The following is a 13,195-nucleotide window of genomic DNA, read 5'->3' on the forward strand; positions in this document are numbered from 1 at the left end:
GGCTCGTGCGCACCCGCGAGCGGATCCTGGCCGAAGCGACCGAACAGCTGCTGGCCAAGGGATATCCGGCGTTCACGGTGGCGGGCGTGCGCGATCGGCTCGGTCTGTCCAGCGGCAGCATGTTCCACGCGTTCGGTTCGAAGGCCGAACTGGCGGCCGCCGTCTACGTCGCCGGGATGCTCGACTATCAGCGCGCGGTACTGGAGCGGCTCGACGAGTCCGGTATCGGCGCCGAGCAGGCGATCCGCGCGATGCTCGCGGCCCATCTCGGCTGGGTGGAGGACCATCGCGAACTCGCCCGCTTCCTGTTCGCCACGCTCCCGGACGAGGTCGCGCGCAGCGCGGAGCCCGAACTGGCACAGCACAATCGAGTCTTCTTCGGCGTGCTGGACCGCCGCTACCGTGAGCTGCTCGCAACCGCGGACGTGGGCGACGACGGCTATCCGGTGGCCCATGCGATCTGCGTCGGACCGGCCCAGGAGTACTGCAGGCAATGGGTGCGCGGACGCGTCTCTGCGTCGCCGCGCACACTGACCGCGACCTTTCAGGATGCCGCGGTCGCCGCCCTCGCCACGCTGATTCGCCGACCGCTCGCCGGGACGGACGTCGCGGCTACCTGAAGCTGGGTCGTCGCAGCGTGTTTCGACATCGGTGCGACGAACTCGTGGTCATGGAGCGGTTCGAAAGCCCGGTCGAGCGCTTCCAGTCCGCGAGGCCGACGCTCGGACGAGTGGCCGATCACCCCGGAGCAGCAGGACCGGATTCGGTGACAACCGGACTCGGGACCGCGGGGAGCCGGGGGACACAACTGGACTCGAGACCGCGCGGAGCCGAGGACGCACAGCCGGAATCGGGGCGGCGCGGGGTTGGGTGCGCAAACGACCGGGTTGCGCCGAGCCGGACGCGGGCACATCGGACTCGAGGCGGCGCGGAGCGGGGTGGGAAACGACGGGGTTGCGCCGAGCCGGGCGCAGGCACAACGGACCGCGCGGAGCCGGGGTGGACACAACCCGACTCGGGGCGGCGCGGGGGCCCGAGTGCGGAGTCCCGAGTAACGGTGCTGGGTCGATGCCCGCGCCGGTTGCGGATCTGCGATGGGTGATCAACAGTGGTTGTCGAGTTACGGTGCGGCGACGGGAGGCCACCATGGACCGTGCGGACGTCGTTGTCGTCGGTGCGGGATATGCCGGGCTGTGCGCGGCGCGGACCTTGCGGGCATCCGGCCGGGATGTCGTCGTCCTGGAGGCGAGCGATCGCGTCGGCGGTCGCACCCTGGCCGCGCGCGTCGGCGACGGATGGGCAGTCGACCTCGGGGGGCAGTGGATCTCGGGCGCGCACACGCGATTCGCCGCGCTGGCCGAGGAGTACGACGCGGCGATGTACGCACCGCCGGAGGGGGTCGACCTGCTGGTCGAGGGAGTGGTCCGGCGGCCGTTCACCGGAGCGCGGCCGCCACTGCCCGCGCTGGTGCTGGTCGTGCTCGCCCAGGCCATGTGGCGGCTGGAACGCATGGCCGCCCGGATCGACCTCGCGCGCCCGTGGACCACGCCGGGCGCGGATCGACTGGACGCGATGACCGCGGCGACCTGGCTGCGCCGGAATCTGCCGGAGCGGCGCGCGCGGAACCTGGCCGAGGTGATGATCGGCGAGGAGCTGTGCGTAGACGTCGGCAGCATCTCGATGCTCGGTTTGCTGACCACGATCCGCTCGGCGGGCGGTGTCGAGGCCGGGATCACCGCCGAGACGGTGACCCGCCTGTTCGTGGACGGCGCCGACGGGCCCGCGCTGGCCATCGCCGCCGAACTCGGGGACGTGGTGCGCCTCGGCGCACCGGTCACGAGTATCCGTCAGCGGGCGGACGGCGTCCGGGTGAGCGCGGCTTCCGGTGACGTGCACGCCGAGCACGTGATCGTGGCGGTGCCGCCCACCCTCGCCGGACGCATCGCCTACGATCCGCCGCTGCCCGCCGCGCGCGACCAATTGATCCAGCGCATGCCGATGGGCTCGGTCCTGAAAGCCTTCGCGGTCTACGAGCGCCCCTTCTGGCGCGACGACCGGCTCACCGGCCAGGCGCTGAACCTGCACGATCCGGTACCGGTGACCTTCGACGCCACCCGCCCCGGCGGTCCCGGCGTGCTCGGCGCGCTGGTGCCCGGCCGGGCGGCGCAGCGGCTGGCCGCGCTTCCCGCGAGCGAGCGGCGCGCCATGATCGTCGGCGCGCTCGTGCGCGCCTTCGGCCACGCCGCCCGCGAGCCGCTGGAGTGGCACGAAAAGGTCTGGGCCGACGACCCGTACACCCGTGGCGGCTACGGCGCCTTCTTCCCGCCGGGCGTGTTGACCACCCTCGGTTCGGCTTTGCGCCATCCGGTCGGCGCGATCCACTGGGCGGGAAGCGAAACCGCCACGGAATGGTCGGGCTACATCGAGGGAGCGATCCGCTCGGGCGAGCGCGCGGCCGCCGAGGTGCTCGCGGCGGACCGATCCGCGGCCACCGCGTGATTGCCGAAGGATTGCCGTAACGCTGGCTCCGGTCGAGCCGAGGGATCACAATGGAAAGGTGTTCCAGCGGATCGTGGTGGGCTACGACGACTCACCCGGCGCCAGGGCCGCCTTGACGATGGCGCTCGACTTGGCGACGGCGCATCACTCCGTGCTCACGGTGGTGGCGGTCGAAGAGTATCTGCCGCACTACGGCCCGGTGGTCGGCGAGATCGAGGACGAACGCTCGATCGGTGAGCAGACCTGCCGCCGGTGGCTCGGCGCCGCCACGGAATCCGCGCACCAGCGCGGCATCGCGGTGCAGGCCGAGATTCGCGCGGGCCAAGCGGCGAAAGAGTTGGCCACGGCCGCCGCCGAGCACCAGGCCGACCTGCTGGTTCTCGGCCGCAGTGGGCATTCGGGCATCTGGGGCAGGTTCATGGGCAGCACCGCGGAGAAGGCCGCACGGCACGCAGGCTGTTCGGTGCTGGTCGCGCACGACGGCGACGGACCGCCCGAAGGCCGGTGAGCGCGCCGTGTCGTGACGGCGGTGGCGCCGCACCGAGCCGGTCGTGTTAGAGATGTGCGTGGCCGGTGAACTGACCGAGGAGCCGATGCACTCCGCCGAGCGCGCCGAAAGCCGCGCGCGATGGCGGGAATTCTGGCGCTCCCAAGGGGTGGTGCTGGTGGTCGTCGCCGCGGGTGGCGCGCTCGGCGCGTTGGCCCGCTACGGTCTTGCCCAAGGGTTGCCCGGCCGAGCTGGACACATCCCGTGGGCCACCTTCGTCACCAATGTCTCGGGCTGCTTCGCGATCGGCGTACTCATGGTGGCGGTGACCGAGATCTGGACGGCGCCTCGGTTGCTACGCCCGTTCCTCGGCGTGGGCGTGCTGGGCGGATTCACCACCTTCTCCACGTATGTCAACGAGATCCGCGAACTCATGCGTCCGGAGACGATGGTCGCCGCGGCCTGCTACCTGGCGGGCACGCTGATCTGCGCTCTGCTCGCGACGCTCGCGGCGATGTGGCTCACCAGGGCCTGCTACGAGCGCGCAAGGAGGGCGAAATGACCGTGCTTCTGGTTCTTTCGGGCGGCGCGATCGGCGCGCCGCTGCGGTATCTGATCGACCGGGCGGTGCAGAATCGCCGCGACAGCCTGTTCCCTTGGGGCACGTTCCTGGTCAATTCGATCGGCTGCCTGATCCTCGGCGCGCTGAGCGGAGCGGGGACCGCGCTGGCCGGGCCGCTTTTCGCGCTGCTCGGCACCGGATTCTGCGGAGCCCTGACCACCTACAGCACCTTCGGTTACGAGACCGTGCGATTGGCCGAGCGGGGCGCCTACTTCTTCGCGGCGATGAACGTGATCGTCAGTGTCTGTGCGGGACTGGTCGCCACCGTGTCCACCTACGCCGCGGTGCACGCCCTGTTCGGCTGACCAGGCCGGTTTCACCGAACCGATATGGGACGTGATCCAGTTCACTCGGCCGGCCTACCGCGCGCCGGTCAGGGTCGGCTAAGCTCTGGGCTGACAGATGCAAATATGCGCATACATTTCGGTGATGGGAAGGGCTGGTTCGATGGGACACGAACATGGTCACGCGCACGGACACGGAGTGTCCGGTGAGGCCGACCGCAGGTGGCTGACCATCGCGCTGGCCCTCATCGTCGGATTCATGTCGGTCGAGGTCGTGATCGGCGTGCTGGCGAACTCGCTGGCCCTGCTGTCGGACGCGGCGCACATGCTCACCGACGCCGCGTCCATTGTGCTCGCGCTCATCGCGATCCGGCTGGCGGCACGACCCGCGAACGGCAAGTACACCTACGGCTACAAGCGCGCCGAGATCCTCTCGGCGCAGGCCAACGGCGTCACGCTGCTCGTGCTGGCGGGCTGGCTCACCTATGAGGCCGTGCGTCGCCTGCTCGAGCCGCCCGAGGTCACCGGCGGTCTCGTGCTGGTGACCGCGCTGGCAGGCATCGTGGTCAACATCGCGGCCACCTGGGCCATCAGCAAAGCCAACCGCTCCAGCCTCAACGTGGAGGGCGCCTTCCAGCACGTGCTCAACGACCTGTACGGGTTCATCGCCACCGCCGTTGCCGGGCTCCTCGTGCTGACCACCGGCTTCGCCAGAGCGGATGCCATCGCCACCCTGATCGTGGTCGCGCTGATGGTCAAGGCGGGGCTCGGGCTGGTGCGCGAATCCGGCCGGATCTTCCTGGAGGCGGCGCCCGCCGGGGTCGACCCGGACGCGCTCGGGCGCAGGCTGGTGGACATCGAGGGCGTCGACGAGGTGCACGACCTGCACGTCTGGCAGATCACCTCGGGCGACATCGCTCTCTCGGCGCACGTGCTGGTCCGCGCGGGCGCGGACTGCCACGGGCTGCGCCAGCGGATCGAGCACCTGCTCGACCACGACTACGGCATCACCCACACCACGCTGCAGGTCGACCACACCCACGCGGTGGCCGCCGCGCCGGCCGCGGACGCGCAGCGCCTGCTGCCGGTGCTGGAGGACCACTGCGACGACGCGCACGGCCCGGTGCACCGCGACCGTCCGTCGTCCGCGGCGGGTATCGGCGCGCCCTGACCTACCGGGCGCCACGCGCGTGCACGATGCCGGGCGGGATGTCGCGCAGCACCGGAAGGCGCTCGAACAGAGGAAGACTCACCGCGAGAGGACCGCGGGAAGGGCCGAAGGACGACGTCGTCACCTCTGCCACCCGCGGGCTCCATTCGCGCAGCAGCCGCGCCGCCCGGCTGCGCTCGACTCCCCATGGCATCGGCGGCGCGGTGTAGTGCGGCGTTTTGCGGAAGCCCCGCATGGTCTTGCGAGAGAACCACGGCGGGATGATGTCGAACATCAGCTCCACACCGGGCAGCCGGTCGAAGATCGTGCTGCACAGGCGCCGTACTTCGTCGGGCTCGAAGTACATGAACAGGCCCTGCGCCGTGACGAAGACTCCGCGTCCTGCGTCGACCTCGTCGAGCCAGGCCGGGGCGAGCGCGCTGATCGGCAGGTGGCGGCAGCGCTCGCTCGGCGGCAGGAACCGCTCGCGCAGCGCGATGCCCTCGGGCACGTCCACGCAGACCCACCGCACCTTTCCGTCGTCGCACCGCTGGAATTGGGTTTCCAACCCCGACGCGAGTTCGACGACGGTGCCGCCGGGATGCGCTGCCAGCCAGGGGCGCAGCGCCTGGTCGAAACGCAGCGACCGCACCGCGTGCGTGCCGTCGGGTGCGCCGAAGGCCCGCGCGTAGTCGTAGTCGAGCGCGTCGAAGATCCGGACGCAGTCCGGGTCGCGCAGGATGCCGTCCGCCCGTTTCGCTTCCGACGCCCGGTTGTACAGCGTCCACAGCATGGTCTCCGGGACTCCTGCCAATTCGACGCTGGCGCCCATGATTTCGTCCTCTCCGGCCCCCGGCCGTGTCCGCTCGCGATACTCGAACCAAGCGAAGTTAGCCTAACCTAATTCGGACCGAAACGGTCAGCGATCGAGGCGCGGGAACGGCTGCTCCGACTCGATCAGGTAGGCCAGCTCCAGCAGGGTGCGCTCGTTGCCGCGCGTGGCGGCGAACTGGACTCCGATCGGGAGCCCGCCCTCGGTCAGTCCGGCCGGAACGGTGATCGCCGGCGTGCCGGTGATGTTGTTGATCGGCGTGAAACAGACGTAGGCGCGCAAGCGGTCGATGAGCTCCTCGAAGGGCACCGTCGGGCTGAGATGGCCGAGTTCCGGCGTGGTGTGCCCGAGCGTCGGCAGCAGCAGCGCGTCGTAGGGTCCGAGCGCCCGCTCGTAAGTGGCCGCCGCCGCCCGCAGCCGGTAGAGCGTGAGCGGCGCGTACAGGGCCCGGCGCAGGAAGAGCGCGCGGAGGCCGACGGTCAGATCGTCCACTCGGCGCGCGTCGAACCGGCGGTCGAGAAGTCTTCCCGTCGTGCTGATCGCGGCCGCGAGCAGACCCCAGTAGTGCAGGAAGGCGCTTTCGATCGCCGCGTCGAACGGCAGGGGCACCGGCTCGACCGAATGGCCACTGGATGCCAGTACGTGTGCGATCCGTTCGACGGCCGCCCGCGTCGGACCGGCGGCGAGCGGCCCCGCGAGGTTGTCGAGCACGAGCGCTATCCGCATCCGCCGGGTCGCCGGTCCCTCGACGCGGCCGATCGGCTTCAGCGCGGGATTGCGCCAATAGCGTTCGACCGCCTCGGCATAGACCGCTGTGTCGCGCACCGTCCTGGTCAGCACCCCTTCACTGACGATGTCGACCGGCAGCGTGCGGGCCAGCCCGGAGACCACGTGCCGTCCCCGCGTCGGCTTCAGGCCGACCAGCCCGGCGCAGGCCGCCGGAATCCGGATCGATCCGCCGCCGTCGTTGCCGTGCGCGATCGGGACGACGCCCGCCGCCACCAGCGCGGCCGCCCCGCCCGACGAGCCGCCCACCGAATAGCCCGTGTGCCACGGGTTGCGGGTGGGCGCGGAGTGCGGCGGCTCGGTGCTGGCGTTGAAGCCGAACTCGGGCATCGCGCTCTTGCCCAGGACGGTGAGGCCGGTGCTGAGGAACTGCCGGGTGTAGCCGCTGTGCGCGCGGGCGGGTGTCGCGCGGAACGCGGCCGTGCCCTGGTTGGTGGGCATGCCCGCCACGTCCGTGTTGTCCTTGACGAAACTGGGCACGCCGTAGAACGTGCCGGTCCGCTCGGCGGGCAGCAGTGGATTCGCATAGCTCGGGTAGGCGACGGCCGCCAGCCGCTCTACCTGCTGGGCGCGCGCTACGGCGGCGGCGGTGAGTTCGTGTGGTGCAACCGCCCCGTCGCGTACCAGCTCGGCGAGGCCGACGGCGTCGTGATCAGCGAGCGCGTCGTCGGCGAAGGCGTGGACGCGCGGGGGTAGCGGTATTTGAGCGTCGGCGGTCATCTCCCGAATCTAATGTGTGCACCAGGTAGTCCGTCCAGATCAGAAAGGGCAGCAGGTGGCCGCGACATACCCGGATCCGGTGCCACCGAAGGGTCGGGTGGGTTCGCTGTTGTTCGCCCTGCCACCCGCGGGGCGGCGGTGGAGTGTGGCGCTGCGGGCTGCCGTGGCGTTCGCCGCACCCGCCGCGATCCTCACCGCTCTCGGCCGTCCGGACACGGCGGTGTTCGTCATGTTCGGGGCGTTCGCCGTGCTCTACGGCGAGGGACGACCGTTCCGGGTGCGCGGCTGGGTCGTCCTCGCGGCCGGTCTGGCCCTGCTGGCCGCCTGCGCGGTCGGCGCGGCGGTCGGCGCCGTGCTGGACACCGGACTCGGTGCGTCCCTGCTCTTGGTGATCGTGGTGTCCGCGATCGCGGTGGTGGCCGTCTTCGTCATCGACGCGCTGCGGCTCGGGCCGCCGGGTGCGCTGTTCTTCGCGTTGGTCTGCACGGGCGCGATGAAAGCCGTCGAGTCCGGGACCGGGGTGGCGACGCTGTTGGTCAGTACGGCCTGCGGTGTCGTCGCGTCGATCGTCGTTTCGATGGCCGGGGTGCTGCGTGACCGCCGTAAACCCGAACGCACGGCGGTCGACGCAGCGGTGCGCGCGGTGGACGCCTACGTGGCGGCACGGGAAGCGGGGACGCCCGCCATCGAGCTGCGCCACCGGGCAGGTGCCGCGATGGCGGACGCGTGGGCCGCGGTCTACGACGCCGGTCCGCCCTCGGACCCCGGGGAGGCCGCGCTGCTGGCCACCCTGCAGGACGCACGGCGCAGGCTCGCCGGGCACGCTCCCGCCGACGACGACACCGAAGACCTGCTGGTCGATCCCTTGGTCTCGTTCGCCCGCCCCGGTGTCGGCTTCCGGCTGGGGCGTTCGCTGTCGTTGTCCTCGCATGCGGCGATCAGCTCGATGCGCGTGGCCGCGGGCTGCCTGGGTGCGGGTGCGCTGAGCGCGCTGCTCGGTCTGGAGCGGCCGCACTGGGCGGTGCTCAGTGCCCTGATCGTGTTGCAGACCGGGCCGGACCGGGTGCGCGGGCAGGTGCGTGCCATCCACCGGTTCGTCGGCACTATCGCGGGCCTCGGACTGTTCGCGCTCATCTACCAGCTCGGACCGACCGGGTACGCGCTGATCGTTCTGATCGCCGCGCTGCAGTTCTGCATCGAGCTTTTCGTGCCGCGCAACTACGCACTGGCCGTCGTCTTCATCACGCCGGTCGCGCTGATCGCGGGCGGGGTCGCCACCACAGGCGGACCGATCGGACCGGTGATCCGGGACCGGCTGCTCGAGACCGTGCTCGGTGTCGCCGTCGCCGTGCTCGCGCTGCACGGCGTGGCGCCGCGTGGGCACCGGCGTACCTTCCACTGGATGGAGCACCGGGTGCGTGCCGCCGCCCGTGACCTGCTCGACCGGCTGCGTCGCAAGCCGATGGACGCCAGAGCGTGGATGCTGGTCCAGCACCTGCAATTCGAGCTGGTCGGCGTGGTCCGCAGCGGCATCGACTCGGCGGCCGACGACCCCGAGTGGACCCGCGAGTACTGGCCGGAGCACACGGCCGTCGCACACTACGGCCACGATTTGCTCGCCGCCTGCTGGGTGCTGTTACCCGGCCAGTGGCTGGCGGACGTGGACGGCTGGTCGGCCAGGCTCGCCGCGGCTCGGTCCGGCCCGGACGCGACGGCCGGACCGCCTGCTAGCGTTCGGCGCATGCACGACAGCGTGACGGTACGGATGGCTGCACCCGCCGACAAGATCTGGGCACTGGTCAGCGACATCGAGAACACCGGGCGGTTCAGCCCGGAAACCTTCGCGGCGGAGTGGCTGGGTGGCGCGACCGGTCCCGCGGTGGGCGTGAAATTCCGTGGTCACGTCAACCGCAACGGGTGGGGGCTCAAGTACGCGACGGTGTGCCGAATCGTCGCCTGCGAGGCCGGTCGCGAGTTCGCGTTCACCGTGCTCGGCCCGCGCGGCATCCCGATCAACACGTGGCGCTATGTTTTCGAGCCGGTCGACGGTGGCACCGACGTCACCGAGTCGTTCCAGCTGCACGACAACCCCGTGCTGCGGCTGTACTGGTTGCTCGCCGGATGGACGCGGAACAAGACCAATGTCGAGGGGATGCGCGAGACGCTGAACCGGATCAAGGCCGTCGTCGAATGATCCCGGTGCACAGCCGCCGGACCGGGGCTCGGCGACCATGACCGCTCCCGTGCTCCTCGTGCTCGGCGCCGGACTGTCGGTCGCCCGCCTGTTCGCCGCGGACGGCTTCGCCACGGTGCTGGCCTGACGGCTCGCCGCGGAGGCCGAACCGTCTTAGCGTCTTCCGTCAGGCCGATCCGCGACAGCTTTGCGGCGGACAAGCCGTGGCAGCAGGCGGCCTCGCTGCACGCTGCTGCCACCCGCCCCGCCGAGGGATGGACGCCGCACGTCGCCTACGCCGGCTGACCTGCCGGGCTACCGTGGCCGGATCGCCGCGAATTCGATGGGCAGGTGGGCGGGCCCGCGCAGATTGACGTGTTCCCGATACGGCGGCGGATCCATGGTCAGGGCCGGGGAATCGACCCGTTGCGCGAACCGGGTCAATGCCACTCGCGCCTCCAAACGGGCCAGGGGAGCGCCGACGCAGAAGTGCGCCCCGAGGCCGAAGGCCAGGTGGCGATTCTCGCGCGCGGGGTCGAATCGGTCGGCATCGGCGAACACCGCGGGGTCGCGGTGCGCGGCGGCGATCAGCAGCACCACCAGATCGCCGCGTCGGATGTCCGCGCCGCCGATGGTCAGATCGTCGGCGGCGATGCGCGGGATCAGCTGCACCGGCGGGTCGAAGCGCAGTGTCTCCTCGACGACGCCCGCCGCCCGGTCCGGATCCGCGCGCAGCGCGGCGAGTTCCTCCGGCCTGCGCAGCAGGGCGAGGGTCGCGTTGGCGATCAGGTTGACCGTGGTCTCGTGTCCGGCGACCAGCAGCAGGGCGCAGGTCGAGATCAGTTCGGCATGCGTCAGCGCGTCGCCGGCGTCTTCGGCCGCGATGAGTTCGGACAGCAGATCCTCGCCCGGTGTGTGGCGTCGGCGATCGGTGAGATCTTCGAAGTAGGCGTGCAGTTCGGTGCCGGCCCGCTGGATCTGCGCCGGGTCGGCGCGGAATTGCGATGCCGCGCGGGAAGTCGGGTCGAGTGTGCGCGACAGCAGCGCGGACCAGGCGCTCAGCCGTGCTTCGTCCGCGAGCGGGACGCCGAGCAGTTCGCAGATGACGGTCACCGGCAGCGGATAGGCGAAGTGGTCGACGGCGTCGAAGCTCCCCTCGCGGGCACGCTGGTCGAGCAGGTCGTCCACGATCTCGGTGACTCGCGGCTCCAGTCGCCGCACGACGCGCGGGGTGAACGCCTTGGCCACCAGGCGGCGCAGGCGGGTGTGATCGGGCGGATCGAGGAACAGGAACGAGGGCTTCGCCCGAGCCGCGCCGTCTTCGCGCGTCGCGTCGTAGATCGGCATCGAGCCGAGCTGCAACCGGGCCAGTGACCGGTCGACGCTCGCGCGCGGATCACGCAGCATGGCGGCGCAGTCGGCGTAGCGAGTCAGGACGACCACCGGGGCGGTGCCGATCCGAAACGAACCGGCGTCGCGCAGTCGCGCGAAGGGGATAGGGATCCGGCCTTACGGCGGGGTCGAGCAGGCGCACATAGTCGTCGGTCGGGTGGTTCGTGGTCGTCATCGACACTCCCAGTCGTCCGGCCCGGATGGGGCATCGGTTGTTTGGTATTATTCCGATACCATTGGTAGGAAAGCAATACCGGTCGGAGATGCGAAGATGTCGCCATGACATTGCGGCGCCCGGTCGACGATTCGGTCACCCGCGTCGTCGAACTGCTCGGCGACCGATGGACCATCCTGCTCATCGCCGAGGCGTTCTTCGGGGTGCACCGGTTCAGCGATTTCGCCCGCAACATCGGCATCACCAATCGCAACCTGCTCACCAGCCGCCTCCGCATGCTGATCGACGCGGGGATCTTCACCCGCACCGACCACGGCGGCGGGCGCGTGGACTATCACCTGACCGCCGCGGGCCGCGAGCTCTATCCGATCGTCACGGCGATGATGGTCTGGGGAGACAACCATCTCGTCGGGCCGGAGGGCAGGCCGATCGTCCTGGAACATCGCAGCTGCGGGCACGAGACCTCGCCGATGCTGGTCTGCGACCACTGCCGCGAACCGATCGACCCGCGCGACGTCGAACCCAAGGCGGGCCCCGGATTCCACCAACCGCCGGGCGCCGAACAGGCCGAGTGACCCGGGCTCAATCCAGCGCGTTGAGCAAAGCCTCGGCCAGATACAGCGGTAGCAGTAGGTAGTACAGCAGCATCGCCATCGAGCCGGCTCCGATCATCAACGCGGGTCCCACGCCGTGCCGTCGCGGGTACGTCGCGCAGGGATTGGAGACCGGGTGGTCTCGCGAGTGCAGGAATGTAGTGCAGCTGGAGGACGTCGGCAAGACCGGACCGCGTGTCGGCCCGAGGCGGCTACCGCAGCGCGCTGCCCTGTACCCACTGGTCCCAGGGCAGGCCCCAGTCGCCGTTCTGCCAGACCTCCAGCGGGGCGCCGCCGGTGTTGCGGATCTCCACCACGTCGCCGGGGACGGAGAAATTGAAGAACCACTGGGCGTTCTCGCCGCTGAGGTTGAGGCACCCGTGCGAGACGTTGGTATTGCCCTGCGCCCACACGGTGGAGTCGAGTTGGTGCAGGTAGATGCCGTCGGCGCTGATCCGGGTGGCCCAGCCGATGGCCTCCTTGTAGCCGAGGCGGGAATTGATCGGGAGGCCGTAGGTGGAGGAGTCCATGATCACCGGATTGGCCTTGTCCATCACCGTGTAGATCCCGGGCTGGGTCCAGAACGTGATCGTCTTGCCCGCGACGACCTCGCTGCCGCCCATGCCCATCGAGGTCGGCATGGTGCGGATCAGCCGCCCGCCGTCGAAGACCTGGATCTGCTTGGTCGCGTCGTCGGCGATGGAGACGTGCGAGGCGCCGATGGTGAACGTGGTCTCGGTGTCCTCCTGGCCGTAGAGCCCTCGGCCGAGTTCCTGACCGTAGATGTTCGCCGCCACGGTGACCTTGGTGCCCGGCGTGTAGTACTGCCTCGGACGCCAGCGCGCGTTGCGGTCGTCGAGCCAGTACCAGGAGCCCTGCACAGGCGGGTCGGTGCTGACCGACAGGTGCTTCTCGGCGGTGGCGCGGTCGGGAATGTCCTCGTCGAAGTGCGCCACCACCACGGTGCCGACGCCGAATGTGCCGCCGTCGGACAGTGGCGTGCCGCCGGTGGTGGTCAGCGACACCTTCGTCTGGTTGTTCGGCGTCAACGTGGAGAACGTGGCGGTGGTCGGGCCGGTCTTGCCGGTGACGGTCAGCCCTTCCGCGGTGAGGGTGTAGGTGCGGCCGTAGCCGAGCGGTTCGGTGGGTTTCCAGGCCGTCTTGTCCGGCGTCAGCACCCCGTCGATCACCTTGCCCTGTTCGTTCGTCATGGTGACCGAGGTCAGCTGGCCCTCCGTGGCGCTCACCTGCACCGGTGCCAGCGGATCGACCTCGCCCGCGCCGGAGGCGGGTGTGATGGCGATCGGCACGGGCGCCGAACCGGTGGCTCCGGGTGCGCCATCCGGCGGGGAGGAGGACGAGCACGCCGTCACGATCACCGCCATGACCAGGGCGAACCCGGCTATGACCGTGGATCGGACGCGACTGGCCGCCATGCCTTCTCCTGTTTTCGCCCAGCGCAACGAATGGCGCATCCGCGCC

The 13,195-nt window shown here is 70.3% G+C and carries 11 protein-coding genes and 2 pseudogenes; 9 read left to right on the plus strand and 4 right to left on the minus strand.

Annotated elements, in window-relative coordinates:
• Positions 1–5: 5 nt before the first annotated feature.
• The 6 genes from ON19_RS06830 to ON19_RS06855 all read left to right on the plus strand — a co-directional run bounded on the left by ON19_RS06830 (position 6) and on the right by ON19_RS06855 (position 5,063).
• Positions 6–620, plus strand: coding sequence for a TetR/AcrR family transcriptional regulator (locus ON19_RS06830; RefSeq protein WP_051168595.1), 615 nt, complete (start codon positions 6–8; stop codon positions 618–620).
• Positions 621–1,146: 526 nt separating this feature from the next.
• Positions 1,147–2,499: a flavin monoamine oxidase family protein gene (locus tag ON19_RS06835; RefSeq protein WP_043688344.1), complete on the plus strand. Its 1,353-nt coding sequence runs from the start codon at positions 1,147–1,149 to the stop codon at positions 2,497–2,499.
• A gap of 58 nt (positions 2,500–2,557) precedes the next feature.
• Positions 2,558–3,007, plus strand: a complete 450-nt coding sequence (locus ON19_RS06840) for a universal stress protein (RefSeq protein ID WP_051168596.1) — start codon at positions 2,558–2,560, stop codon at positions 3,005–3,007.
• A gap of 52 nt (positions 3,008–3,059) precedes the next feature.
• Entirely contained in the window at positions 3,060–3,548 is a 489-nt protein-coding gene (locus ON19_RS06845) for a fluoride efflux transporter FluC (RefSeq protein WP_265336458.1), read from the plus strand.
• Positions 3,545–3,913, plus strand: coding sequence for a fluoride efflux transporter CrcB (crcB, locus tag ON19_RS06850; RefSeq protein ID WP_043688345.1), 369 nt, complete (start codon positions 3,545–3,547; stop codon positions 3,911–3,913). Before ON19_RS06845 ends, crcB begins: the two co-directional genes overlap by 4 nt.
• A gap of 142 nt (positions 3,914–4,055) precedes the next feature.
• On the plus strand, positions 4,056–5,063 hold the full coding sequence (locus ON19_RS06855) for a cation diffusion facilitator family transporter (RefSeq protein WP_218006381.1): 1,008 nt from the start codon (positions 4,056–4,058) through the stop codon (positions 5,061–5,063).
• Position 5,064: 1 nt separating this feature from the next.
• On the opposite strand, the gene ON19_RS06860 is transcribed toward ON19_RS06855, so the two are convergent.
• On the minus strand, positions 5,065–5,874 hold the full coding sequence (locus ON19_RS06860) for a class I SAM-dependent methyltransferase (protein ID WP_043688348.1): 810 nt from the start codon (positions 5,872–5,874) through the stop codon (positions 5,065–5,067).
• A gap of 87 nt (positions 5,875–5,961) precedes the next feature.
• Entirely contained in the window at positions 5,962–7,380 is a 1,419-nt protein-coding gene (locus tag ON19_RS06865) for an amidase (RefSeq protein ID WP_083899187.1), read from the minus strand.
• 946 nt (positions 7,381–8,326) lie between these two features.
• Between ON19_RS06865 and ON19_RS44480 the strand changes: the two are divergent.
• Positions 8,327–8,722 (plus strand): annotated as a pseudogene (locus tag ON19_RS44480) (FUSC family protein); the annotation flags it as partial.
• 399 nt (positions 8,723–9,121) lie between these two features.
• The gene (locus ON19_RS44485) at positions 9,122–9,574 is read left to right on the plus strand and encodes an SRPBCC family protein (RefSeq protein WP_083899198.1); all 453 of its coding nucleotides are present in this window, start codon (positions 9,122–9,124) and stop codon (positions 9,572–9,574) included.
• Between the two features lie 294 nt (positions 9,575–9,868).
• Here the strand turns inward: ON19_RS44485 and ON19_RS06875 are convergent.
• A pseudogene (locus ON19_RS06875) lies at positions 9,869–11,120 on the minus strand (cytochrome P450).
• A gap of 104 nt (positions 11,121–11,224) precedes the next feature.
• Here ON19_RS06875 and ON19_RS06880 point away from each other — a divergent pair.
• Complete coding sequence (locus ON19_RS06880) at positions 11,225–11,695, plus strand: winged helix-turn-helix transcriptional regulator (protein ID WP_043688350.1); 471 nt, start codon at positions 11,225–11,227, stop codon at positions 11,693–11,695.
• A gap of 230 nt (positions 11,696–11,925) precedes the next feature.
• Here ON19_RS06880 and ON19_RS06885 read toward each other — a convergent pair whose 3' ends face one another.
• A complete protein-coding gene (locus tag ON19_RS06885; RefSeq protein WP_051168598.1) occupies positions 11,926–13,149 on the minus strand; it encodes a L,D-transpeptidase in 1,224 nt (407 codons plus the stop codon).
• Positions 13,150–13,195: the final 46 nt, after the last annotated feature.

The organism is Nocardia abscessus NBRC 100374, from assembly GCF_000308455.1.
In the GTDB taxonomy this organism is placed as follows: domain Bacteria; phylum Actinomycetota; class Actinomycetes; order Mycobacteriales; family Mycobacteriaceae; genus Nocardia; species Nocardia abscessus.

Excerpts from the sequence above, each read along its gene's own strand:
- ON19_RS06835 (WP_043688344.1), top strand. The coding sequence starts at position 1,147 with ATGGACCGTGCGGACGTCGTTGTCGTCGGTGCGGGATATGCCGGGCTG.
- ON19_RS06845 (WP_265336458.1), top strand. The coding sequence starts at position 3,060 with ATGTGCGTGGCCGGTGAACTGACCGAGGAGCCGATGCACTCCGCCGAG.
- crcB (WP_043688345.1), top strand. The coding sequence starts at position 3,545 with ATGACCGTGCTTCTGGTTCTTTCGGGCGGCGCGATCGGCGCGCCGCTG.
- ON19_RS06855 (WP_218006381.1), top strand. The coding sequence starts at position 4,056 with ATGGGACACGAACATGGTCACGCGCACGGACACGGAGTGTCCGGTGAG.
- ON19_RS06860 (WP_043688348.1), bottom strand. The coding sequence starts at position 5,874 with ATGGGCGCCAGCGTCGAATTGGCAGGAGTCCCGGAGACCATGCTGTGG.
- ON19_RS06865 (WP_083899187.1), bottom strand. The coding sequence starts at position 7,380 with ATGACCGCCGACGCTCAAATACCGCTACCCCCGCGCGTCCACGCCTTC.
- ON19_RS44485 (WP_083899198.1), top strand. The coding sequence starts at position 9,122 with ATGCACGACAGCGTGACGGTACGGATGGCTGCACCCGCCGACAAGATC.
- ON19_RS06880 (WP_043688350.1), top strand. The coding sequence starts at position 11,225 with ATGACATTGCGGCGCCCGGTCGACGATTCGGTCACCCGCGTCGTCGAA.
- ON19_RS06885 (WP_051168598.1), bottom strand. The coding sequence starts at position 13,149 with ATGGCGGCCAGTCGCGTCCGATCCACGGTCATAGCCGGGTTCGCCCTG.